This window comes from Micromonospora sp. CPCC 205554, from assembly GCF_036902745.1.
Taxonomy (GTDB): domain Bacteria; phylum Actinomycetota; class Actinomycetes; order Mycobacteriales; family Micromonosporaceae; genus Micromonospora; species Micromonospora tulbaghiae.
On sequence record NZ_JBAKHP010000034.1, the window covers coordinates 37,217 to 57,478 of the forward strand.

The 20,262-nt window shown below is 72.2% G+C and carries 19 protein-coding genes, 2 pseudogenes and 4 riboswitches; of the genes and pseudogenes, 11 read left to right on the plus strand and 10 right to left on the minus strand.

Annotated elements, in window-relative coordinates; all coding sequences use genetic code 11:
* Positions 1-81 precede the first annotated feature (81 nt).
* A riboswitch (cobalamin riboswitch) is annotated at positions 82-262 on the minus strand.
* A 45-nt stretch (positions 263-307) separates the two neighbouring features.
* From V6U82_RS27865 to V6U82_RS27875, 3 genes are read left to right on the plus strand one after another with little or no spacing between them, the layout of a single operon-like run.
* Entirely contained in the window at positions 308-1,186 is an 879-nt protein-coding gene (locus tag V6U82_RS27865; RefSeq protein ID WP_334466325.1) for a sulfite reductase subunit beta, read from the plus strand.
* Positions 1,183-1,848 carry a precorrin-8X methylmutase gene (locus tag V6U82_RS27870; RefSeq protein WP_334466328.1) on the plus strand — a complete coding sequence of 222 codons (666 nt, stop codon included), beginning with the start codon at positions 1,183-1,185 and terminating at the stop codon, positions 1,846-1,848. Before V6U82_RS27865 ends, V6U82_RS27870 begins: the two co-directional genes overlap by 4 nt.
* Positions 1,845-3,347, plus strand: coding sequence for a precorrin-2 C(20)-methyltransferase (locus V6U82_RS27875; protein WP_334466331.1), 1,503 nt, complete (start codon positions 1,845-1,847; stop codon positions 3,345-3,347). Before V6U82_RS27870 ends, V6U82_RS27875 begins: the two co-directional genes overlap by 4 nt.
* Here V6U82_RS27875 and V6U82_RS27880 read toward each other — a convergent pair whose 3' ends face one another.
* Complete coding sequence (locus V6U82_RS27880) at positions 3,348-4,103, minus strand: cobalt-precorrin-4/precorrin-4 C(11)-methyltransferase (protein ID WP_334466334.1); 756 nt, start codon at positions 4,101-4,103, stop codon at positions 3,348-3,350.
* Entirely contained in the window at positions 4,100-5,308 is a 1,209-nt protein-coding gene (cbiE, locus tag V6U82_RS27885) for a precorrin-6y C5,15-methyltransferase (decarboxylating) subunit CbiE (RefSeq protein WP_334466337.1), read from the minus strand. Before cbiE ends, V6U82_RS27880 begins: the two co-directional genes overlap by 4 nt.
* Positions 5,309-5,362: 54 nt before the next feature.
* Positions 5,363-5,506, plus strand: a riboswitch (cobalamin riboswitch).
* Positions 5,507-5,553: 47 nt separating this feature from the next.
* Between cbiE and V6U82_RS27890 the strand changes: the two genes are divergently transcribed.
* The 6 genes from V6U82_RS27890 (at position 5,554) to V6U82_RS27915 (ending at position 11,789) form a co-directional block, all read left to right on the plus strand.
* Positions 5,554-7,542, plus strand: coding sequence for a magnesium chelatase subunit D family protein (locus tag V6U82_RS27890; protein ID WP_334466340.1), 1,989 nt, complete (start codon positions 5,554-5,556; stop codon positions 7,540-7,542).
* A complete protein-coding gene (gene cobO, locus V6U82_RS27895; protein ID WP_030275079.1) occupies positions 7,542-8,156 on the plus strand; it encodes a cob(I)yrinic acid a,c-diamide adenosyltransferase in 615 nt (204 codons plus the stop codon). The genes V6U82_RS27890 and cobO overlap by 1 nt, the downstream gene beginning before the upstream one ends.
* Complete coding sequence (locus tag V6U82_RS27900; RefSeq protein ID WP_030275080.1) at positions 8,150-9,511, plus strand: cobyrinate a,c-diamide synthase; 1,362 nt, start codon at positions 8,150-8,152, stop codon at positions 9,509-9,511. The genes cobO and V6U82_RS27900 overlap by 7 nt, the downstream gene beginning before the upstream one ends.
* Positions 9,512-9,524: 13 nt before the next feature.
* The gene (gene cobA / locus V6U82_RS27905) at positions 9,525-10,547 is read left to right on the plus strand and encodes a uroporphyrinogen-III C-methyltransferase (protein WP_334466347.1); all 1,023 of its coding nucleotides are present in this window, start codon (positions 9,525-9,527) and stop codon (positions 10,545-10,547) included.
* Positions 10,547-10,687: riboswitch (adenosylcobalamin (AdoCbl) riboswitch) on the plus strand. It overlaps the preceding gene by 1 nt.
* Positions 10,686-10,895: a CbtB domain-containing protein gene (locus tag V6U82_RS27910; protein WP_013476133.1), complete on the plus strand. Its 210-nt coding sequence runs from the start codon at positions 10,686-10,688 to the stop codon at positions 10,893-10,895. (Overlaps the previous riboswitch by 2 nt.)
* A gap of 111 nt (positions 10,896-11,006) precedes the next feature.
* A complete protein-coding gene (locus V6U82_RS27915) occupies positions 11,007-11,789 on the plus strand; it encodes a CbtA family protein (RefSeq protein WP_334466353.1) in 783 nt (260 codons plus the stop codon).
* 22 nt (positions 11,790-11,811) lie between these two features.
* Here the strand turns inward: V6U82_RS27915 and V6U82_RS27920 are convergent, their stop codons facing one another.
* Genes V6U82_RS27920 through V6U82_RS27935 form a run of 4 tightly spaced genes read right to left on the minus strand, consistent with a single transcriptional unit; the run spans position 11,812 to position 14,706 of the window.
* Entirely contained in the window at positions 11,812-12,540 is a 729-nt protein-coding gene (locus tag V6U82_RS27920; protein ID WP_128139015.1) for a cobalt-precorrin-6A reductase, read from the minus strand.
* Between the two features lie 8 nt (positions 12,541-12,548).
* Positions 12,549-14,012, minus strand: a complete 1,464-nt coding sequence (locus tag V6U82_RS27925; protein ID WP_334466381.1) for a cobyric acid synthase — start codon at positions 14,010-14,012, stop codon at positions 12,549-12,551.
* On the minus strand, positions 13,970-14,377 hold the full coding sequence (locus V6U82_RS27930) for a hypothetical protein (RefSeq protein WP_334466359.1): 408 nt from the start codon (positions 14,375-14,377) through the stop codon (positions 13,970-13,972). Before V6U82_RS27930 ends, V6U82_RS27925 begins: the two co-directional genes overlap by 43 nt.
* Positions 14,374-14,706 (minus strand): superoxide dismutase, encoded by a 333-nt coding sequence (locus V6U82_RS27935; RefSeq protein WP_442933475.1) that lies wholly within the window; start codon positions 14,704-14,706, stop codon positions 14,374-14,376. The genes V6U82_RS27930 and V6U82_RS27935 overlap by 4 nt, the downstream gene beginning before the upstream one ends.
* A 73-nt stretch (positions 14,707-14,779) precedes the next feature.
* Between V6U82_RS27935 and V6U82_RS27940 the strand changes: the two genes are divergently transcribed.
* A protein-coding gene (locus tag V6U82_RS27940) for an IS5 family transposase (RefSeq protein WP_334466363.1) occupies positions 14,780-15,606 on the plus strand; the annotation gives its coding sequence in 2 pieces (ribosomal slippage) (positions 14,780-15,143 and positions 15,143-15,606; 828 coding nt in all).
* On the opposite strand, the gene V6U82_RS27945 is transcribed toward V6U82_RS27940, so the two are convergent.
* The 4 genes and pseudogenes from V6U82_RS27945 to V6U82_RS27960 all read right to left on the minus strand — a co-directional run bounded on the left by V6U82_RS27945 (position 15,569) and on the right by V6U82_RS27960 (position 18,921).
* On the minus strand, positions 15,569-16,138 hold the full coding sequence (locus V6U82_RS27945; RefSeq protein WP_334466366.1) for a (2Fe-2S) ferredoxin domain-containing protein: 570 nt from the start codon (positions 16,136-16,138) through the stop codon (positions 15,569-15,571). The genes V6U82_RS27940 and V6U82_RS27945 overlap by 38 nt on opposite strands.
* 228 nt (positions 16,139-16,366) lie before the next feature.
* A pseudogene (locus tag V6U82_RS27950) lies at positions 16,367-16,874 on the minus strand (ABC transporter ATP-binding protein); the annotation flags it as partial.
* Positions 16,874-17,911 (minus strand): FecCD family ABC transporter permease, encoded by a 1,038-nt coding sequence (locus V6U82_RS27955; RefSeq protein WP_334466372.1) that lies wholly within the window; start codon positions 17,909-17,911, stop codon positions 16,874-16,876. The pseudogene V6U82_RS27950 and the gene V6U82_RS27955, both read right to left, overlap by 1 nt.
* A 26-nt stretch (positions 17,912-17,937) precedes the next feature.
* A complete protein-coding gene (locus tag V6U82_RS27960) occupies positions 17,938-18,921 on the minus strand; it encodes an ABC transporter substrate-binding protein (protein ID WP_334466375.1) in 984 nt (327 codons plus the stop codon).
* Positions 18,922-18,963: 42 nt separating this feature from the next.
* Positions 18,964-19,147: riboswitch (cobalamin riboswitch) on the minus strand.
* Positions 19,148-19,735: 588 nt separating this feature from the next.
* Between V6U82_RS27960 and V6U82_RS27965 the strand changes: the two are divergent.
* Positions 19,736-19,975: pseudogene (locus tag V6U82_RS27965) on the plus strand (MFS transporter); the annotation flags it as partial.
* Positions 19,976-20,262 lie beyond the last annotated feature (287 nt).

A 20,262-nucleotide genomic window follows, 5' to 3' on the forward strand; every position in this document is an offset into this window, starting at 1 on the left:
AGCCGGTGATCCGGTGCGATCGGGACACGGGGTCTTCTTTCGTCCGGGGCCTGTGCGCGAGGCCTGGATGGGCACGTGTCGCAGACGGATCTGCGGCCAGCAGGTCTTCGGACTCGGGATCAACCGGACGGGGCGCCTTCCCAGACCGTGGGTCCAGTGGCGTCGTGCCCCGCCCGTCACCCTCACCGCTGCGCGTCAGCCCCGGATTCGCACCGGGTTCCCTGGCTCATGGCTGAGTTTGACTGGCATCACGACGGTAGCACCGACAGCCGGTGTCGCCGGGGACGGGCTCTGGCACCATGTCGCCGTGACCGAGAGGACCCGCCGCGACCTGTGTCCCGGCCTGCTGCGCCCATGGATCGCCGACGACGGCGCGCTCGTGCGGGTGCGCGTCCCCGGCGGGATCGTGCCGACTGCGGCGCTGTGCGCACTCGTGGAGGTGGCCCGTGCGCACGGCGACGGCGCGGTCCACCTGACCAGCCGCGCCAACCTGCAGGTGCGCGGTCTCGAGCACGACGGTGGGCGGCTGCCCGAGACCGTCGTCGCCGACGTCATCGCGACCGGGCTCGTACCGTCCACGTCGCACGAGCTGGTCCGCAACATCCTCGCCTCACCGCTGACCGGACGCAGTGGCGGCCGGGCCGATCTACACCCGGTCGTCGCCGGACTCGACGCACGGCTGCGCGCCGAGCCCCGGCTCACCGCGCTGACCGGACGGTTCCTGTTCGTGCTTGACGACGGCCGCGGTGATCTGGTCAGCCGTGACTTGGACCTGGGGTTGGTGGCGCTCGACTCGGACACCGCGCAGCTACGTGCCGGAACCTCGGCGTGGGGGCCCGTCATCCGGCTGGACGAGGCCGCCGCGGCGCTGACCGGGCTCGCCGTACGCTTCGCCGGGCTCGCGGGTGACCGGCCGGACTCACCCTGGCACGTCGACGAGCTGCCCGGCGCCGGCGCCGCGCTGCTGGGCACCGTACTCGACCGTGCCGAGCGGACCCGGGTGAGCACACCTCCACCCGCGCTGGGCAGGATCGTTCAGGATGACGGCCGCGTCACCGCGCACCTCGCGGCTCCCGGCGGCCGAGTGGACGCTCCCCTGCTGGAGGAGATCCGCGCGCTCGGCGCCGGCGAGATCGTCGTCACCCCGTACCGCACCCTGCTCGTCCCCGATCTGGAGAACGCATGAGCCTCACCACACCGGCACGCCGCTACGACTACGTCACCGACGGCGCGGCGATCTACGACGCCTCGTTCGCCACCATCCGTGCCGAGGCCGATCTCTCAGGTGTGCCGGCCGACGCCGAGAAGGTCGCGGTGCGGATGATCCACGCATGCGGCCAGACCGACCTCACCCGCAACCTGGTGATCCACCCCGGCCTGGTGGCCGCCGCCCGCGGGGCGCTGGAGGCGGGGGCGCCGATCCTGACCGACGCGCACATGGTCGCCGCCGGCATCACCCACGCCCGCCTGCCCCGTGACAACGAGGTCCGCTGCTTTCTGCACGAACCCGAGGTCCCGGCGCTTGCCCACCGGTGGGCAACGACCCGGTCGGCGGCGGCGGTGTCGCTGTGGACCGACCACCTCGCCGGCGCGGTCGTCGCCTTCGGCAACGCCCCCACGGCCCTGTTCCACCTGCTGGAGATGCTGCGCGACGGCGCGCCACGACCAGCTGCGATCATCGGTACGCCGGTCGGATTCATCGGCGCCGCCGAGTCCAAGCAGGCGCTCATCGACCTCGCCACCGACGCCCCCGGCCTCGACGTGCCCTATCTCGTGGTGACCGGGCGCCGGGGCGGCTCGGCGATGGCTGCCTCCGCGCTCAACGCCCTCGCCCGGGAGGCGGAGTGACCGGGCGGCTGTCCGGCGTCGGGGTCGGCCCGGGTGATCCCGAACTGATCACGCTCAAAGCCGCCCGGCTGATCGGCGCGGCCCAGGTCATCGCCTACCACCAGGGTGTCGGCAAACAGTCCAACGCGCGCCGCATCGCTGCCGGGCTGTTCCCGGACGACGTGATCGAGGAGGCGCTGGTCTATCCGGTGACGACCCAGAGCACCGAGCACCCGGGCGGGTACGCCGGGGCGATGGCCGACTTCTACGCCGAAGCCGCCGAGCGGCTGCGGGCCCACCTTCGTGCGGGCCGCGACGTGGTCGTGCTGGCCGAAGGCGACCCGATGCTCTACGGCTCGTTCATGTACCTGCACGACCGGCTCGCCGGCGAGTTCGACACGCAGGTCGTCGCCGGTGTGCCCGCCTTCGCCGCCGCCACCGCCACCACCGCCCTGCCGCTGGTCCGGCAGACCGACGTGCTGACCGTGCTGCCGGGAACGTTGCCCGAGCCCGAGCTGGCCCGGCGTCTCGCCGACACCGACGGCGCGGTGATCATGAAGCTGGGCCGGACGTTCACCAAGGTCCGCTCGGCGCTCGAGCAGGCCGGGCGCGTCGAGGGCTCCTGGTACGTCGAACGGGCGTCGATGACCGCCGAGCGGGTACTGCCTGTCGCCGACGTGGACCCCGCCACGGTGCCGTACTTCTCGATCGTGCTGGTCCCCGGCGACACCCGACCCGGAGTGGCCCGTTACGACCTCCCGGCCACCAGGGTCACCGAACCTTGTCCCGGCGCCGAGGTCGTCGTCGTGGGCCTCGGCCCCGGTCCCGATCGGTGGCTCTCCCCCGAGGCGTCGCAGGTGCTCGCCGAGGTCGGCCACGTCGTCGGCTACGGCCCGTACGTCCAGCGCGTCGCGCAGCGCCCCGGACTCGTCCGCCACGCCTCCGGCAACACGGTCGAGCTCGAGCGGGCCCGGCAGGCGCTCGAACTGGCGCTCGCCGGTGAGCGCGTCGCGGTCGTCTCCGGCGGTGACGCGGGCGTCTTCGGCATGGCGTCGGCGGTGTTCGAGGCCGCGGAGGACCCCCGCTACGCCGGCGTCGCCATCCGTGTCGTACCCGGGATCTCCGCCGTCCAGGCGGTCGCGGCGCGCGCGGGCGCGCCGATCGGGGCCGATTTCGCGGTGATGAGCCTGTCGGACCGGCTCAAGCCGTGGGAGGTCGTGGTCAAGCGGCTGCGCGCTGTCGCCGAGGCGGATTTGGTGCTGGCCCTCTACAACCCGCGCTCACGCTCACGCACCGAACAGGTCGCGCAGGCCCGGGCCGTGCTGCTGGAGCACAAGTCCCCCCGGACGGTCGTGGTCGTGGGCCGCGACATCGGCCGGGCCGGGGAGAGCCTCACCGTCACCTCGCTCGGCGAACTGGACCCTGGCAGCATCGACATGAAATGCCTGTTGATCATCGGCGCCTCGGCGACGCGAGTCACCGCGGCCGGACGTGTCTGGAGCCCGCGCTTCGTGCCCTGATCAGCCGCGCACGCGGCGCTCGCGACCGGCCGAGTAGAGGAACGACTCGCCGCCACGGACGTCCCCGGCCAGCGCCGGGCCGACCAGGATGACCGCTGCCTGTCGCAGACCGGCCTGCTCGACCCGGCCGCCGATGTCGGCCAGCGTGCCGCGCAGGATGAGCTCCTGCGGCTGCGACACCCGGTGCACCACGACTATGGGGCAGTCGTGGCCGTAGTAGCCGGCCAGTTCGGCGGCCAGCTCGCGGGTACGCGTGACCGCCAGGTGCAGGGCGAGCGTCGCGCCGGTCGCGGCGAACGCGGCGAGCTTCTCTCCCGACGGCATGACCGTGGACCGGGCCTGCGCGCGGGTGAGCACGACCGACTGGGCCAGCTCCGGGACGGTCAGCTCGGCGCCGACGGCGGCGGCAGCAGCCGCATAGGCCGGCACGCCGGGCGTGACGTCCCACGGGACCCGGGCGGCGTCGAGCCGGCGTGCCTGCTCGTGCACCGCCGAGTACAGCGACGGGTCACCGGAGCACAGCCGTACGACCTCGGACCCGTCGGCGTGTGCCTGGACCAGGTGCGTGGTGATCTGGTCCAGGTCGAGGTGCTGGGTGTCGATCAGCCGGGCGTCGTCACGGCAGTGCTCCAGCACCTCGGCGTCGAGGTACGTGCCCGGGTACAGGCACACGTCGGCGGACCCGAGCAGGCGTACCGCGCGGAGGGTGAGCAGGTCGGCGGCGCCGGGCCCGGCCCCGACGAAATGGACGGTCATGGATCTCCCTTGACGATGGACCACTGGCTGACTGCCCGCGCGGGCGTCCAGCCGGTGAAGCCGCCGAGCGGTTCGGCGCGTTCGACGTGCAGGCGGACGAGTTCACCGCCGCGCCGGCTGTGCTGCTCCAGCAGCACCGCCTCGGTCTCGGCGGTGACACCGTGCACGACGAGCCGTCCACCTGCGCCGAGCGCATCCCAGCAGGTGTCCAGCACGCCGGGGACGGTGGCCCCGCCGCCGACGAACACCGCGTCGGGACGGTCCAGGCCGGACAGGGCCCCGGGCGCCGAACCCTCGACCAGACACAGACCCGGCACGCCGAGGGCAGCGGCGTTGCGGTGCACCAGCGCGGCCCGGTCGGAGCGGGGCTCCACCGCGATCGTCCGTGCCGTCGGCCAGGCCCGCATCCACTCCACACCGATCGAGCCGCTGCCGGCGCCGACGTCCCACAGCAGCTGACCGGGCGCGGGCGCGAGCCGGGCCAGGGCACTGGCCCGCAGGTCACGTTTGGTAATCTGCCCGGCGTGCTCGAACGCGTCGTCGGGCAACACGCCGCCCGAGGCCCAGCCCGGACCGGCACCGCGAACTTCGACGGCGAGAACGTTCAACCGCGGCACGTCGTTCAGGTCCCACCCGGCCGCGGTGGTCGCGGTACACGACTCACCGGCGGCACCGAGGTCACCGAGCACGACCAGCCTGGACTGCCCCCAACCGAGCCCGGTCAGCACCGCGGCCACGGCCGCGGGTGTCGTCTCGTCGCTGGACAGCACGAGCAGCCGGCGCCCGGCCGAGAGCGCAGGCACGATCAGCCGTAGGTCCCGGCCGACCAGGCTGACCGTGGTGACGGACTCAGCCGGCCATCCGAGACGTGCTCGGGCGAGGGCTACCGAGGAGACCCCGGGCACGATCGTCACGCGCTCCGGGCCCAGGACGTCCAGCAGCGTCGTGCCGATACCCGACACGAGCGGGTCGCCGGAGGCCAGCACGACAACCGGCCCTCGCGCGGAGGCGAGCACACCTGGCAGATTGTCCCGCAGCGGCGACGGCCACGCCACGCGCTGCTGGCCGTCGACGGGCGGCACCGCCTCGAGGTGCCGCCGCCCGCCGAGCAGCGTCGCGGCCGCCCGCACCAGCGCCCGGGACGGCTCCGGCAGACCCACCCACCCGTCAGCCCCGATCCCCACCACGGTCACCCGCTCCTCCATGGAGATGCACCCTAGCCGCCCACCGGCCCTTGCCCCGGCCACCGGGGCGTCTATGGTGATGCACAGGTTCGAGGTGCCCCACGACCGTGGTCACGGGGAGAATCTGGGAAGCCGGTGAGAATCCGGCACAGGGCCCGCTGCGGTGATCCAGGCATTGACCTGGAAAGTCCGAAGACCGGCCTCGATCCGATCCACGGCGCATGCCGCGTCTTGGACCGCCATGGCAGATCGAGCGGGAGCCCTACATGCCAGCGCAGTACCCCTTTTGTGCCGTCGTCGGCGCCGACGACATGACTCTCGCCCTCACCCTGGTCGCGATCGATCCGCTCATCGGCGGTGTCCTGATCCGCGGGGAGAAGGGCACTGCCAAGACCACTACCGTGCGCGGCCTCGCCGAGGTGCTCCCGGCGGTACGGGTCTATGCGGGCGACCGGTTCTCCATCGACCCGGACGATCCCTCGGCGGTCTGCCCCGACGGGCCGTTCGACGTGTCCACGCCCGTCGTCGAACGGCCGGTACGCCTCGTCGAACTACCCGTCGGAGCCGGCGACGACCGGGTGACCGGATCGCTGAAGCTCGATGCCGCGCTGCGAGACGGCGTCGTCGCGTTCGAGCCTGGCCTGCTGGCCCGGGCCCATCGTGGCCTGCTGTACGTCGACGAGGTCAACCTGCTGCCGGACCACCTGGTCGACCTGCTGCTCGACGCCGCGGCGACCGGCCGGGTCAGCGTCGAACGCGACGGTGTCTCGGTCGAGCATGCCTCCCGGTTCGTGTTGATCGGCACGATGAACCCGGAGGAGGGCGAACTGCGCCCGCAGCTGCTCGACCGGTTCGGCCTGACGGTCGAGGTCGCCGCCCCGCGTGACCCCGTCCTGCGGGTGCAGGCGGTCCGCCGCCGGCTCGCATTCGACGCCGACCCGGAGGGCTTCGCCACACGCTGGGCCGGCGAGCAGGAAGCCCTGCGCACCCGGCTGGCCGCCGCCCGGCGCTCGCTGGCCGGTGTCGTGCTCGACGACGAGACGCTGACCAGGATCGCCGAGCTGTGCGCCGCGTTCGACGTGGACGGCCTGCGTGCGGACCTCGTCACCGCTCGCGCCGCCGCGGCGCACGCGGCCTGGCGGGGACGTACGCGAGTGACACTCGAGGACATCCGCATCGCCGCCCGTCTCGCGCTGCCGCACCGCCGCCGCCGCAACCCCTTCGACGAGCCCGGCCTGGACCAGGACCGCCTGGACGACCTACTCGGCCACAACGACCCCGACCCCGACCCCGGACCCGACGGTCCCGGCGGCGGTCTGCCCGACGACACCGGGCACGACAGATCGGCCGGGGACGTGCCCGGCTCTCCCGGCGAGAGCCCACCCGTACCGGAGCCCGAACGGCAGGCCGCCACATCGATGGCATCCGCGGGCGAGCCCGCACGTGCCCGCTTGCTGGTCGTGAAAGGAACCGGCGACGGTCAGGCCGGCCGGCGGTCCCGGGCACGAACACCGCAGGGCCGTGTCGCCGGGCAGCGGCGGCGCACGTCCGGCGACGGCCGGCTGCACCTGCCGGGCACCATCACCGCGGCGGCGCCGCATCAGCATTCCCGGGGTGGCTTGACCGGCGGTCGCGGCCTCGCGCTCGTGCCCGGCGACCTGCGCCGGGCCGAGACCGTCGGGCGCGAGTCGAACCTCGTGCTGCTGTGCGTGGACGCGTCCGGTTCGATGGCGGCCCGCCGCCGCATGGAGCAGGTCAAGACCGCTGTGCTGTCGCTGCTGCTGGACGCCTACCGCCGCCGGGACAAGGTCGCACTGGTGACGTTCCGCCGGCACACCGCCGAGGTCGTCCTGCCACCGACCGGCTCGGTCGACGTCGCCTCCCGCCGCCTGGCCGACCTACCGGCCGGTGGCCGGACCCCGCTCGCGGAGGGCCTGGAACGCAGTGGCGAGGTGCTGCGCCGGGAGGCGCTGCGCGACCCGTCCCGCCGGCCCCTGCTCGTCGTGGTGACCGACGGCCGCGCCACCTCCGGCCCGGACCCGCTGGGTCGTGCCCACCGCGCCGCCGCCGCGCTCGCCACCAGCGGTGTCCAGGTCGTCGTCGTGGACTGCGAGACCGGACGATTCCGGCTCGGCCTCGCCGCCCGGCTTGCCACTCATCTGAGGGCCGAGCACGTGCCGCTCGGTGAAGTGACCGCCGACGGGCTCACCGGGGTCGTTCGCACGGCGACCGCTCCGCGGGCGGGGGTGGCCTGATGCCGCAGGGTAAGCCGCTCACCGTCCCGGACGACGGCAGCACCACCCGCCAGCGGCGCAACCGGCCGCTGCTGATGGTCCACACCGGAAACGGCAAGGGCAAGTCGACCGCCGCCTTCGGCATGGCGATGCGCGCCTGGAACCAGGGCTGGGACATCGGGGTGTTCCAGTTCGTGAAGTCGGCCAAGTGGCGCATCGGGGAACAGACCGTCCTGGAGAGGCTCGGGCTGCTGCACGAGCAGACCGGCGAAGGCGGGCCAGTCGAGTGGCACAAAATGGGCTCCGGATGGTCCTGGAGCCGTAAGAGCGGCACCGAGGCGGACCACGCCGCGGACGCCGCCGAGGGCTGGGCGGAGGTGAAGCGCCGTATCCAGGCGGAACGGCACCAGCTCTATATCCTGGACGAGTTCACCTATCCGATGCAGTGGGGCTGGGTCGACGTCGGCGACGTCGTGGAGACACTGGTCCACCGTCCCGGCCGTCAGCACGTGATCGTCACCGGGCGCCGGGCCGACCCCCGGCTGATCGAGGCAGCCGATCTGGTGACCGAGATGCAGCACGTCAAGCACCCGATGGACGTCGGCCAGAAGGGCCAACGAGGCATCGAATGGTGAGCCTTCCGCGGCTGATCGTCGCGGCGCCGGCCTCCGGCCACGGCAAGACCACGGTCGCGACCGGGCTCATGGCCGCGCTGGCCGCGCGCAGGCACACCGTGTCGGGGCACAAGGTGGGGCCCGACTACATCGACCCCGGCTACCACGCGCTGGCCACCGGACGCCCCGGCCGCAACCTCGACCCGCACCTGACCGACCCCTCACTCGTGATCCCGCTGCTGCTGCACGGCGCACGCGACGCGGACATCGCCATCGTCGAAGGGGTCATGGGCCTGTTCGACGGCCGCATCGGCGGCGACGGTTTCGCCTCCACCGCGCACCTCGCGGCCCTGACCGCCACCCCGATCCTGCTGGTCGTGGACGTCTCGCACACCTCGCGCAGCGTCGGGGCCGTCGTGCACGGAATGGGCACGTTCGAGGCCGGCGTCACCGTCGCGGGTGTCGTGCTCAACAAAGCCGGGTCCGCCCGCCACGCCGCCGAGGCGGCCCGGGCGGTGGAATCCACCGGCGTACCGGTGCTCGGGATCCTGCACCGCGACCAGGGTGTCAGCGCCCCGTCGCGCCACCTCGGGCTCGTGCCGGCAGCCGAACGTGAGGAGGCCGCCGCCGCCCTGGACGTGCTGGCCGAGCAGATCGCCCGCCACGTGGACCTCGATGCGGTGCTGCAGGTGGCACGCACCGCACCCGATCTGGACGCCCAGCCATGGGACCCCGCCGCGCACGTCCGGCGGCCGGGCGCCGGATCACCGGTGGTTGCGGTCGCGGCCGGGCGTGCCTTCACCTTCCGGTACGCCGAGACGACCGAGCTGCTGCAGGCGGCGGGCTGCACCGTCGTCCCGTTCGACCCGGCCCGCGACCAGCGGCTTCCCGCCGGGACATGCGGGCTATACCTCGGTGGGGGGTTCCCCGAGGTACACGCGTCCACGCTGAGCGCCAACACGACGCTGCGCCACGAACTGCGCCAGGCCGTCCTCGACGGCGTCCCCACCGTCGCCGAGTGCGCCGGCCTGCTGTATCTGTGCCGCTCCGTCGACGGCCATCCCATGGTCGGGGCGCTCGACGCCGAAGCCGTCATGACGCCGCGCCTCACCCTCGCGTACCACCGTGCCGCACTCGGCTCGGACCAGCTGCTCGGCGAGCGGGGAACCGCTGCCACCGGCCACGAATTCCACCGCACCACCGTCACACCCGGTCACGGCGAGCACCCCGCCTGGCGCATCGAGGGCCGCAATGCCGGATTCGCCTCCCCCAGCCTCAGCGCGTCCTATCTGCACGTGCATTGGGCTGGGCAACCGCATCTGGCCCAGTCGTTCACCGAGGCCGTACACCGGACGGCTGTCTCCTCAGCACGTTAGGAATCACCGTCACATGCAGCTGAACCTCACCGGCCGTAGCGTGCTCGTCCTCGACGGGAGCGCACCCGCCGCCGTCACGGTCAGTGCGCTGCTGCACAAGCGCGCCCTGGTCACCGTCGCCGCGCCGGCCGTGTGCGCCGCGCTGGAGGACCTCGCCCTCCGCGGACGCCTGACCTGGGTCACCACCCCGGTCGACGAGAGCCGGTTCGACGTCGTGCTGCGTACCGTCGCACCCTCGGAGGCCGGGGCACCGGCAGCGGTCCGAACGGCCGGACACGTCACGCTGGTCGGCGCCGGCCCGGGCGATCCAGGGCTGGTCACCGTCGCCGGATGCGCGGCCGTCAAGCAGGCCGACGTGATCCTCACCGACCGGCTCGCCCCGTGGGAGGCCCTGAAGTGGGCGCGCCCGGACGCCGAGATCATCGACGTCACCAAGATCCCGTACGGGCGGAGCACGAGCCAGGAACAGATCAACGCGCTGCTCGTCGAGCACGCCCGCGCCGGACGGCACGTTGTGCGGTTCAAGGGCGGCGACTCGTACGTCTTCGGCCGCGGCTTCGAGGAAGTCACCGCGTGCGCCGAAGCCGGCGTCCCCACCACCGTGATACCCGGCGTGACCTCCAGCATCGCGGCCCCGGAGCTGGCCGGCATCCCGGTCACCCACCGCGGACTCGTGCAAGGCTTCACCGTCATCTCCGGCCACGTACCGCCCGGCCATCCCGACTCGTCGATCGACTACGCCGCCCTCGCCCGCACCGGCACCACCCTCGTGGTGCTGATGGGCATGCGCAACCTCGCGGCCATCGCCGACGCGCTCGTCGCCGCCGGTCTCGACCGGAACACACCATGCGCCGTCGTCGCGGACGCCGCCTCGGCCGGCCAGCGGGTGCTGCGCAGTACCCTCGCCGACGTCGTCGCCGACACCGCCGAGGCCGGCATCGGCGCGCCCGCCGTAACGGTGATCGGCCACGTCGTCGCCCTCGGACCGGCCGCCGTGCAGGCAGTCGCGACAGCGTCGCGTTGCTCCGATACCTGATATGGTCGTGCCACCCTGCTGAAGGAAGCCGGTGTGAATCCGGCGCAGTCGCGCTACTGTGACGCCGCTCGCGGCGAAGCCAGACCCTCCAGCCAGGTCGACCACCCATCGACGGGACGCAGCATCCCAAGGAGTGTCATGCCTCAGGCGACCACGGCCATTCCGGCCGTTCTTCCCACCATCCCCGTTCGCGCGCTCGCCCCCTGGGCGCTGTTCTTCGCGCTGGTCACCGCCGTCGTCCTGTATTTCGTGGGCGCCGAGCAGGGAGCGTTCTCCGTCTTCGAGGGCACCTTCATCCACGAGCTGACGCACGACGCACGGCACGTGCTGGGCTTCCCCTGCCACTGACACCACGCCACGCGGCAGTTCGCCCGGCCCGGCCGGAGTTTTCGTCTTTCCTCGTCACCGGCGCTGCGGGCGTTTCGTGCTGCCCGCGGCCGGCTCTCGAACGGACCCTTGATGACCCCTCGCACTTTTCTCGTTCACGGGCTGCTGGCCGGGCTCATCGCCGGTTTCGCGGCCTTCCTCGTCTCCTACGTCGTCGCCGAACCCCAGGTCGATGCAGCCATCGCCCTGGAGGAAGCCGGTGCCGCCGAGCACCCGCACGACAATGCCACCGCCGAGCAGTCTCACAGCCACGATGAGGAGGAGGCCGAAGTCTCGCGTGGCACCCAGTCCACCGGGGGCCTGGCACTGGGCACCATCCTGGTGGGCATCGTCCTCGGTGGAGCGACCGCGCTCGCTGCCGCCTTCGCCGCCGGGCGTCTGGGCTCCCTGTCCGCACGGGCCAGCACCGCGGTGGTCGCCGCCGTCGGTTTCGTCGCCACCGCCCTTGTGCCGTTCCTCAAGTACCCCGCCACACCACCGGCGGTCGGCTCCGGTGACACGATCAACGAGCGGACCGCGCTGTACTTCGGGTTCTGGGCACTGAGCCTGGCCGCCGCGATCGGCGCCGTGGTCCTGGCCCGGCGTCTGCTGCCCCAGCTTGGCGCATACTCGGCGGTGCTGGCCGGTGCCGGCGCCTATCTCGTGGTCGTCGTGGTCGCCGGGGCTCTGCTACCGACGGTCAACGAGGTCGGCGGCTTCCCGGCCGACACACTCTGGTACTTCCGCATCTCGTCGATCACGACCCTGGCCGCGACTTGGGCGGTCCTGGGTGCAATGCTGACTGGTCTGGTCGGACGCGACGCGGACCGTGCCGCCGAGCGGCTGCGCCGCCAGGAGCTGGCGGCCACGCTCTGAACCTTCCCGGCTGAACCTCGCGTCAGGGTGCGGGCAACGCCCGCACCCACGCCAGGGCGGCGTCCACGTCACGGACCAGCGGCACACCGGCCGGCGGCCCGGCGCGGCGCACGATCACGACCGGCATCGCCCGCTCGGCGGCGACCGCCAGCTTGGCGACCGTGTGGTCACCGCCGGAGTCCTTGGTAACTAGAACGTCCGTGCCCGCCATCACCTCCCGCTCGTGCGCGAGGGTGTAGGGACCGCGGCTGCGCAGCAGCTTCCACGACACCGGCAGGACGATGTCGGGCTCGTCCACCACGCGAACCAGGCACGCGTGCCGGCGCAACGGTTCGACGAAGTGCGCCAGCGACTGCCGTCCGACGGTGAGGAACGGCCGGTCGCCCAGACCGGCCGCCACCCGGGCAGCTTCACTGTGGTCACCGGCCCAGTACCAGGCCGACGCCTCGGGGCGAGCGGCCCAGCCGGGCCGTTCCAAACGGAGCAGGGGAATCCCGGCGGCCGGGCACGCCGCCGCCGCGTTGGCGCTGATCTTCTCCGCGAACGGGTGCGTCGCGTCGACCACGGCACCAACCCGGGTCTCCGCCAGGTACGCGGCCAGTCCTGCGATCCCGCCGAAGCCACCGACGCGGACCTGCCCCACCGGCAGCCGGGGACGCGCGACCCGCCCCGCCAATGAGGTCACGACCACGGCACCGTCGTCGACGAGCGAGGCCGCCAGCGCGCGGGCCTCGCCCGTCCCACCGAGCACGAGAATCCTCACGCGTAGGGTCCGATCACCGGCGCCGCGGGAGCGCCCCGCTCGGCTAGGTTCAGCAGCGCATCGACGTCCAGGTGTTTCTCCGCCAGGTCGGCGAGCAGATCCAGCCGGGCCTGCCGGGCCGCGGCGAAACTGACGCCCGAGGGCGTGAATGTCCGGCCGCTCGCGGTCGCGGCGAGTCCGAGCACGGCGCTGCGCAGGGCGTCGGACTCCAGGCTGCCGTGCCACATCGTGCCCAGTACGTTGCCGTCCCGTGCGCCGCCCAGGAACTCGGTGGCTCCGGCCGCACGGGTGACGTGACCGTGATGAATCTCGTAACCCCACGCGGGCGCGCCCAGCGCTGCACCACTCGGCAGACGCAGCACCTTGCGTGCGGTGAATGTCGTCTCGACCGGCAGCAGGCCCAGGCCAGGTACGCTCGCCGGCCCGTCGGTCTCGACGCCCTCGGGATCGTGCACGTGCCGGCCGAGCATCTGGAACCCGCCACAGATTCCCAGCACCGTACGTCCCGCCTCGGCGTGCCGGACGATCGCCCGGTCCAGCCCGCGCGAGCGCAGCCAGGCGAAATCGGCGATGGTGGCCCGGGTTCCGGGCAGCACCACGAGGTCAGCGCCGGCCAGGTCGTGCGGGTCGGCAGTGAAGACGACGTCCACGCCCGGTTCCAGCCCCAGCGCGTCCACGTCGGTGAAGTTGCTGATCCGCGGCAGCCGTACGACAACCACCCGCAGGTCACGTGCAGCGTCACCGCGCCGGCCCTGCAGGTCGAGCGCGTCCTCGGAGTCCAGCCACACGTCAGATCGCCAGGGCCAAGTGCCTAGGACGGGGCGTCCCACAAGCTCCTCCAGCCGCTGCAGGCCCGGTGCGAGCAACGTCTCGTCACCGCGGAACTTGTTGATCACGAACCCGGCGACGAGGGCCTGATCGGCCGGTTCGAGCAGTGCCACCGTGCCGTACAGTGCCGCGAAGACACCACCACGGTCGATGTCGCCGACCACCAGCACCGGCATCCCCGCGTGCCGCGCCAGGCCCATGTTCACGTAGTCACCGGCCCGTAGGTTGATCTCCGCCGGGCTGCCGGCACCCTCGGCGACGACGAGGTCGTAGCGCGACGACAGATCGTCGTACGCGGCATACGCGGCCTCGGCCAGATGCGTCCGGCCGCCGATGAACTCGCGGCTGCTGATCTCACCCGCGGGCTCGCCCATGACCACGACGTGACTACGCCGGTCCCCGCCCGGCTTCAGCAGCACCGGATTCATGGCCGCCTCCGGCTCTGCGCCCGCCGCCAGCGCCTGCACCCACTGGGCACGGCCGATTTCCGCCCCACCCGCACACACCATCGAATTGTTCGACATGTTCTGTGCCTTGAACGGAGCGACCCGGACACCGCGCCGTGCGAACGCCCGGCACAACGCGGTCGTCACCAGGCTCTTGCCCGCGTCCGATGTCGTGCCCGCCACCATGAGCCGCCCGGTTCGGCGAGCCTGTCCTTCCACCGCCCCAGTATCGCCTGCTGTCCGTCCGCCGGACCGCCGGGCTCGGCGTGGGCGAGGTTCAGCCCGGGCTGGTGTCCGACGCTGCCCACCACTTCGGCCATCAGCAACGTGACCTCCTGGACGAGTTCGTCCATGCTCTGCCCTGTCTGTGACCGGACCAGGGTCAAGGGCGAGTTCGGCGAGCAGCATGAAACCCGGGTGCGCACGGTCTCGTCGCCGATTGCGCCCAGCAGTTCCTCGGCGCCGGCGAAGTCACCGCGGTTTTTGGCCGCGATGACTCCCGCCGCCTGCTGCGCCGCGAGGAACGCCGGCCCGGGGCCGGCCTCGGTCACGGTGCCAGGATGATCGGGTTGCCGACGGCGCGGGGCGCGTCGAACCGCCGGGTCACGTCCGACCAGTTGACCAGGTTCCACAGCCGGTCGACGTAGTCCGGGCCCACGTTCTTGTACTGCAGGTAGTAAGCATGCTCCCAGGCGTCGAAGACAAGGATCGGCGTGGAACCCTGGCCGACGTTGCCGTGGTGGTCGTAGACCTGCTCGACGATCAGGCGCTGCGACAGCGGCTCCCACGCCAGCACGCCCCAACCGGAGCCCTGCACCCCCTTGGTCGCGGTGGACAGCTGCGCGCTGAAGGCATCGAACGAGCCGAAGTGCTCGACGATCGCCGCTTCTAAGAGCTCCTAACGAAATGATGTTGGGCGTGTCCTCGGGACGCGAGGATCGTTCTGTCTGAACGTGAGGAGGGGTGAGCAGCCGCCGTGGGTCGTCTCGGACGAACTCTGGGCCGAGGTCGCACCGCTGCTGCCGCCCCGTCCGCCCCGGCGGCGACGGCTCCCGGGCCGCAAGCCTCTCGATGACCGCAAGGTGCTGTGCGGGATCTTGTTCGTGCTCTACACCGCGATCCCGTGGGAGTACCTGCCCCAAGAGCTGGGTTTCGGCTCAGGAATGACCTGCTGGCGCCGGTTGCGGGACTGGAACGACGCTGGCGTGTGGCAGCGCCTGCACGAGGTGTTGCTCGGCAGACTCCGCGCCGCGGGCCAGTTGGACATGTCCCGGGCGGTGATCGACGGCTCCCACGTCCGGGCGCTCAAGGGCGGCCCAAAACCGGTCCGAGCCCGGTCGACCGCCGCAAGCCAGGCTCGAAACACCACGTCATCACCGACGCGGGCGGCATCCCCCTCGCCACGGCACTGACCGGCGGCAACCGCCACGACGTCACCCAGCTCATGCCCCTGGTCGACAAGATCCCCCGCATCAAGGGCATCCGCGGCCGGCCCCGGCAGCGACCCGACCGCATCTACGCCGATCGCGGCTACGACTTCGACAAGTACCGCCGCGAGCTACGGACCCGCGGCATCACACCTGTCATCGCCCGACGCGGCGTCCCACACGGCTCTGGGCTCGGCACCCGACGCTGGGTCGTCGAGCAGACCATCGCCCTGCTGCACTGGTTCCGCCGCCTGCGCATCCGCTGGGAGATCCGCGACGACATCCACGAAGCGTTCCTCACTCTCGCCTGCGCCATCATCTGCTGGCGCCGACTCCAACGCTTAAAGAGTTAGGAGCTCTAAGTCGCCGGCCGGTGAGGGCTGCGGCGACGTCGTTGGCGCCGTAGGCGGTGCAGCGTGGCCCGCGGCAGACCAGCACGTGCCGCCGGTGCCGGGTGATCTGCGACCAGGCCGGGCTGCGGAACGGCCCTGACGAGCCGCCGAGCGCGGCATGGCCACCGGTGACGGCCTCGATCACCGCATCGATCAGGGCGGGCTGTGCGGCGAGCGGTGCGGTGACGGCGATCGGCACAACCCGGCCGCTGGTCTGCCGCCGGTGTGCGACGGCCCGCCGGATCCAGGTGTCGAGGTAGCGGTCGGGCGGCACGTGGCACGGCACCAGCACGACCTCGGCGTCGTCGGTGGCCGCGTCGAGCGCCGCGTGCAGCAACGGTTGCGCGCCGTCGAGGAAACACCTGTGCACGGGTACGCCCAGACGCGCGGCCACCTGCTCGGCGAGCTGGTGGATCGTGTCGTGGCCAGCGTGGTGGGTGACCGACCGGGCACCGGCAGCACGTGCCGGGTCATGACGGCGGCCGGAACTCAATGACGGTCCGCCCGTCGTGAACCCGCACGTCTGCGTCGACGCCGTACACGTCGGCGAGCAGCACCGGGGTGAGCACCCGTGCGGGTGGTCCCGCGGCGACGACCCGGCCGTGGTGCAGCACGACGACGGTGTCGCAGAACATGACGGCCAGGTTGAGGTCGTGCAGCGCGGCGAGGGCGGTGACCTGCGATCGGCGGACCAAGTGCAGCAGCTGAAGCTGGTGGCCGATGTCGAGGTGGTTGGTGGGTTCGTCGAGCAGCAGCAGTTCCGGCTCCTGGGCCAGCGCGCGGGCGAGCTGGACGCGCTGGCGTTCCCCACCGGACAGGGTCTGCCACTTACGGTCGGCGAACCCGGCCAGGTCGACCCGGCCCAGTGCCTCGACCGCGGCGGCATGGTCGCTGCCGGTGTCGGACCAGCGGGTCCGGCGGTGCGGGATACGGCCGAGCAGGACCACGTCGCGGACGGTCAGGTCGAGGTCGGTCTCGGCGTGCTGGGCCAGCAACGCGATGCGCCGGGCCAGGGCAAGGCGCCGCAGCCGAGCCACGTCGTCGCCTGCGAGTGTGATGTTGCCGGTATCCGGGCGCACCAGGGCGGCGACGGCCCGCAGCAGGGTGGTCTTGCCGGATCCGTTCGGGCCGAGCAGCCCGACCAGGCTGCCCGCCGGTACGGTGCCGGTGACGTGGTCGAGGATGCGGGCGGCGGGCACCGCCCACGAGACGTCGGAGATCTGGAGCATCAGCCGCGTACCTCCCGGCGGCGCAGGATCAGGAAGAACGCCGGCACCCCGACCAGTGCCGTCAGCACCCCGACCGGCAGCTCACGCGGTTCGAAGACGGTGCGGGCGGCGGTGTCGACCCAGATCAGGAAGATGGCGCCGGCGAGCACGGCGACCGGTAGCAGCCGCCGGTGGTCCGGTCCGGTGATCAGGCGGGCGGCGTGCGGGAGGATCAGCCCGACGAACCCGATCGCGCCGCTGACCGCGACCAGCACGGCGGTCAGCAGGGCGGTGCCGACCAGCAGCAGCCACCGCAGCCGGTTCACCTCGACGCCGAGGCTCGCGGCGGCCTCCTCACCGAAGGCGAAGGCGTTGAGGGTACGGGCGTGCCAGCCGACCACTGCCAGCACCACGAGCAGCACCGGTACCGCCCAGCCCAGGGCCGTCCAGTCGGCGCGGGCCATCGACCCGGACAGCCAGAACGTGATGCTCTGCGTGGCGTGCGGGTCGGCCACCCAGATGATCACGAAAGAGGTCAGTGCCGCGCACAGTTGTCCCACCGCGACCCCGGTCAGCACCACGCGCGTCGGCGACAATGCCTCGAACCTCCCGGCCAGGCCCACGACCAGCAGGAACGCGACAAGGGCGCCGAAGAAGGCGCCGCCGGTCAGCGCGGCTACACCACTACCGATGCCGGCCACGACCACCAGGACCGCGCCCAGCGACGCCCCTGAGGAGACCCCGAGCAGGTACGGGTCCGCCAGGGGATTGCGGGTGACGGTCTGCATGACCGCACCGGCCGCGGCCAGGCCCGCCCCCACCGTGGCGGCGCCGAGAACCCGGGGCAAACGTAGGTCCCAGACGATGTGGTCGCGCAGCAGCGGCACGTCCGAGTTCGCGAGTCCCAGGTGGCCGGCGACGACCGTCCACACCGTCCCGACAGTCAGGTCGGCCGGGCCGATGGTGACCGCGACGGCCACCGACAGCACCAGACCGGCGACCAGAGCCAGCACGAGCGCGGCCAGGCCGACCGCCCGCACCGGGCGGTGGGTGCGCACCGGGGCGGGCCGGGTGGTGACGGCGGTCAGCTCGGGGCCCCGGACGGCAGCGCGGCGATGCCCTGGGCGAGGGCTTCGACGCCGAGGACGTTGCGGACACCGGCCGTGGTTGACGAGAACGGGATCACCACGTACCACTGCTGTTTGACCGCGGGCAGGTCCTTGAGGGTGCGGTGCCCGGCGAGGAAGGTCTTCTTCTGCGCGGCGGGATCCCAGCTCGCGTCGACGAGCACGATGACCTCGGGGTTGCGGTCGGTGACGGTCTCCCAGCTTGTGTCGCCCCAGCTGCCGGTGAGGTCGGCGAAGGCGTTGGTGACCCCGGCCGCCGACATGATCATGTTGGGGGCGCCGCAGCAGGCGCCGACGCTCGGGGCGTCACTGCCGCCGTCCCACCACAAGACCTTGACGTTGCGGGCGGTGCCTGCGGCCGTGGCGATGCGGCCCTCGTGGTCGGCGATCAGCTTCTCGCCGCGGTCGCTCACCCCGAAGATCGCCGCGAGCTCGCGGATCTCGGTGAACACGTCGCCGATGGCGAGCTTCGCCGGCCGGGTCTGCGCCGGGCACCCGGCAGGGGAGACGTAGCTGCCGACGCCGAGTTTCTGCCAGTCGGCGCGGTCACCGACCCCCTCGTCACCGAACGCGCTGTTGTACGACGCGTACACGAAATCGGGTTCGGCCTCGAGCAGCTTCTCCTTGGTCGGGTACTCCTTGGCCAGCACCGGGATCTTCGCGTAGGCGTCCGCGTAGGCGGGCAGGATCGCGTCGTCGAGGTAGGCCGTGCCGATCATCCGATCTTGCAGGCCCAGGGCCAGCATGATCTCCGTGGCGGCCTGGTTCATTGTGACGACCCGCATCGGTGGCGCCGTGATGGTCACCGGGGTGCCGCAGTTGGTCACCGCGACCGGTCCAGCGGACACCGCCGGTGGTGCGGCAGCAGGCTTGGCATCGGCGCCGCAGCCGGTGAGCAGCACAGTGGACAGCAACAACGGCGCGGCAACGCGCCAGGGCATGGGGAACCGCACAGCGGGACCGCCTTCCAACACCTCGTGGACGGGGACGAACGTGCCGTGGCCGGTCTCCTGGCTGACGGGACAAGCAACCGCCGGCCGGCCTTCCCAGGCATCTCTGCCCAGTGACCTCGCGAAACGACGAGGGCCGACGGTCTCCCGATCACAGTGGCGAGGGCCGCGCCGGCATCACACCGGCTTCCCGAACACCACGGCGTCCCCACCATAACGGCCCGCGCTCGCCGCGGATCCGGTCCGGGCACCCGCTGTGGGAAATCCGACGCGCCGGACCGGCCTCGGCGTGGCTGTCGGCCCGCAACCCATCCGGCTCCTTTCTCGTGCGCGGTGGCTGGGCGAGGGCACGTGATCGACAGTGAGCGCCGTGGCTGAGGCTGAGCAGCAATACGTGAGCGCAGGTGCGAGGCCACGTCCGCCGGCGACCGGCTCCTCGGTCGTGGGCATGAGGCCGGCGATGCAGACGTCGAAGAGCTCGACGAGCGAGCACGGTACTTCGCGATCTGGATCGCCATCCGACCTGCGTTGCCGACGGCGCCGAGGACAAGGACGCGCTGGCCCGCGGTGAAGTTGATGCGGCGCGTCAGCGCGATCCAGGATGACATCGCCCGGGTTCATGGCGGTGGCGATCCGCACCGGGTCCACGCCGTCGGGTAGAACCACGCTGCGCGAGGGTCGATCAGGGTGCGTTCGGCGAAGGTTCCAAGGGGCGTATCGTGCAGGACCACGCAGCGGACGTTGCCCTTCTCGTCGCGTACCACGCCGTCCACGCCGGGGACGAGCGGGAAGATGTTGTTGCTGGTCCCCGGCGATCGGCATCTGGGCGGCGACCAGTGCGCTGGGCTTCGCCGCCGGGCCGCCGATCGGCGGACTCGTCCTGGCTCACCTGCCCTGGGGTGCGATCTTCCTGGTGAACGTCCCGATCGTGGTGATCTGCCTGCTCGCCGGCCGGATACTGGTCCCGGAATCGCGGGACCCGACCGGTGGGCGTCTCGACCTGGGCGGGGCGACGCTGTCCACCGCCGGCCTGACCGCGATCGTCTCCCCGGGTTCCGCCCACGTCCCCGCCGGTCAGGTGGCCAGGCGCAGGTGACGCCGCTGCCGCAGCCGCACCGCGACAGCCCGCCACGACCAGCAACGTGAGCGCGGCAGCGAAGGCCAGCCCGTCGGTCAGGCCTGCCTCCAGCTCGCGCAACGTGGTGGAGCGGTAGGTGGACGGCGAGCGACGCCGGTCCCGATCCGGGCCGGCGTCGCTCGCCGTCGGGCTCAGAGTGTGGTTTCGCTGGTGAGGCCGAAGTAGTCGTGCCATTTGGTGCTGGGGGCGAAGGT

What these genes read in the sequence shown, in the direction of transcription:
- V6U82_RS27890 (WP_334466340.1), top strand. Translation starts at nt 5,554, where the DNA reads ATGCCAGCGCAGTACCCCTTTTGTGCCGTCGTCGGCGCCGACGACATG.
- cbiE (WP_334466337.1), bottom strand. Translation starts at nt 5,308, where the DNA reads ATGGAGGAGCGGGTGACCGTGGTGGGGATCGGGGCTGACGGGTGGGTG.
- V6U82_RS27915 (WP_334466353.1), top strand. Translation starts at nt 11,007, where the DNA reads ATGACCCCTCGCACTTTTCTCGTTCACGGGCTGCTGGCCGGGCTCATC.
- V6U82_RS27925 (WP_334466381.1), bottom strand. Translation starts at nt 14,012, where the DNA reads ATGGTGGCGGGCACGACATCGGACGCGGGCAAGAGCCTGGTGACGACC.
- cobA (WP_334466347.1), top strand. Translation starts at nt 9,525, where the DNA reads ATGCAGCTGAACCTCACCGGCCGTAGCGTGCTCGTCCTCGACGGGAGC.
- V6U82_RS27910 (WP_013476133.1), top strand. Translation starts at nt 10,686, where the DNA reads ATGCCTCAGGCGACCACGGCCATTCCGGCCGTTCTTCCCACCATCCCC.
- V6U82_RS27880 (WP_334466334.1), bottom strand. Translation starts at nt 4,103, where the DNA reads ATGACCGTCCATTTCGTCGGGGCCGGGCCCGGCGCCGCCGACCTGCTC.
- V6U82_RS27900 (WP_030275080.1), top strand. Translation starts at nt 8,150, where the DNA reads ATGGTGAGCCTTCCGCGGCTGATCGTCGCGGCGCCGGCCTCCGGCCAC.
- V6U82_RS27870 (WP_334466328.1), top strand. Translation starts at nt 1,183, where the DNA reads ATGAGCCTCACCACACCGGCACGCCGCTACGACTACGTCACCGACGGC.
- V6U82_RS27960 (WP_334466375.1), bottom strand. Translation starts at nt 18,921, where the DNA reads ATGCCCTGGCGCGTTGCCGCGCCGTTGTTGCTGTCCACTGTGCTGCTC.
- cobO (WP_030275079.1), top strand. Translation starts at nt 7,542, where the DNA reads ATGCCGCAGGGTAAGCCGCTCACCGTCCCGGACGACGGCAGCACCACC.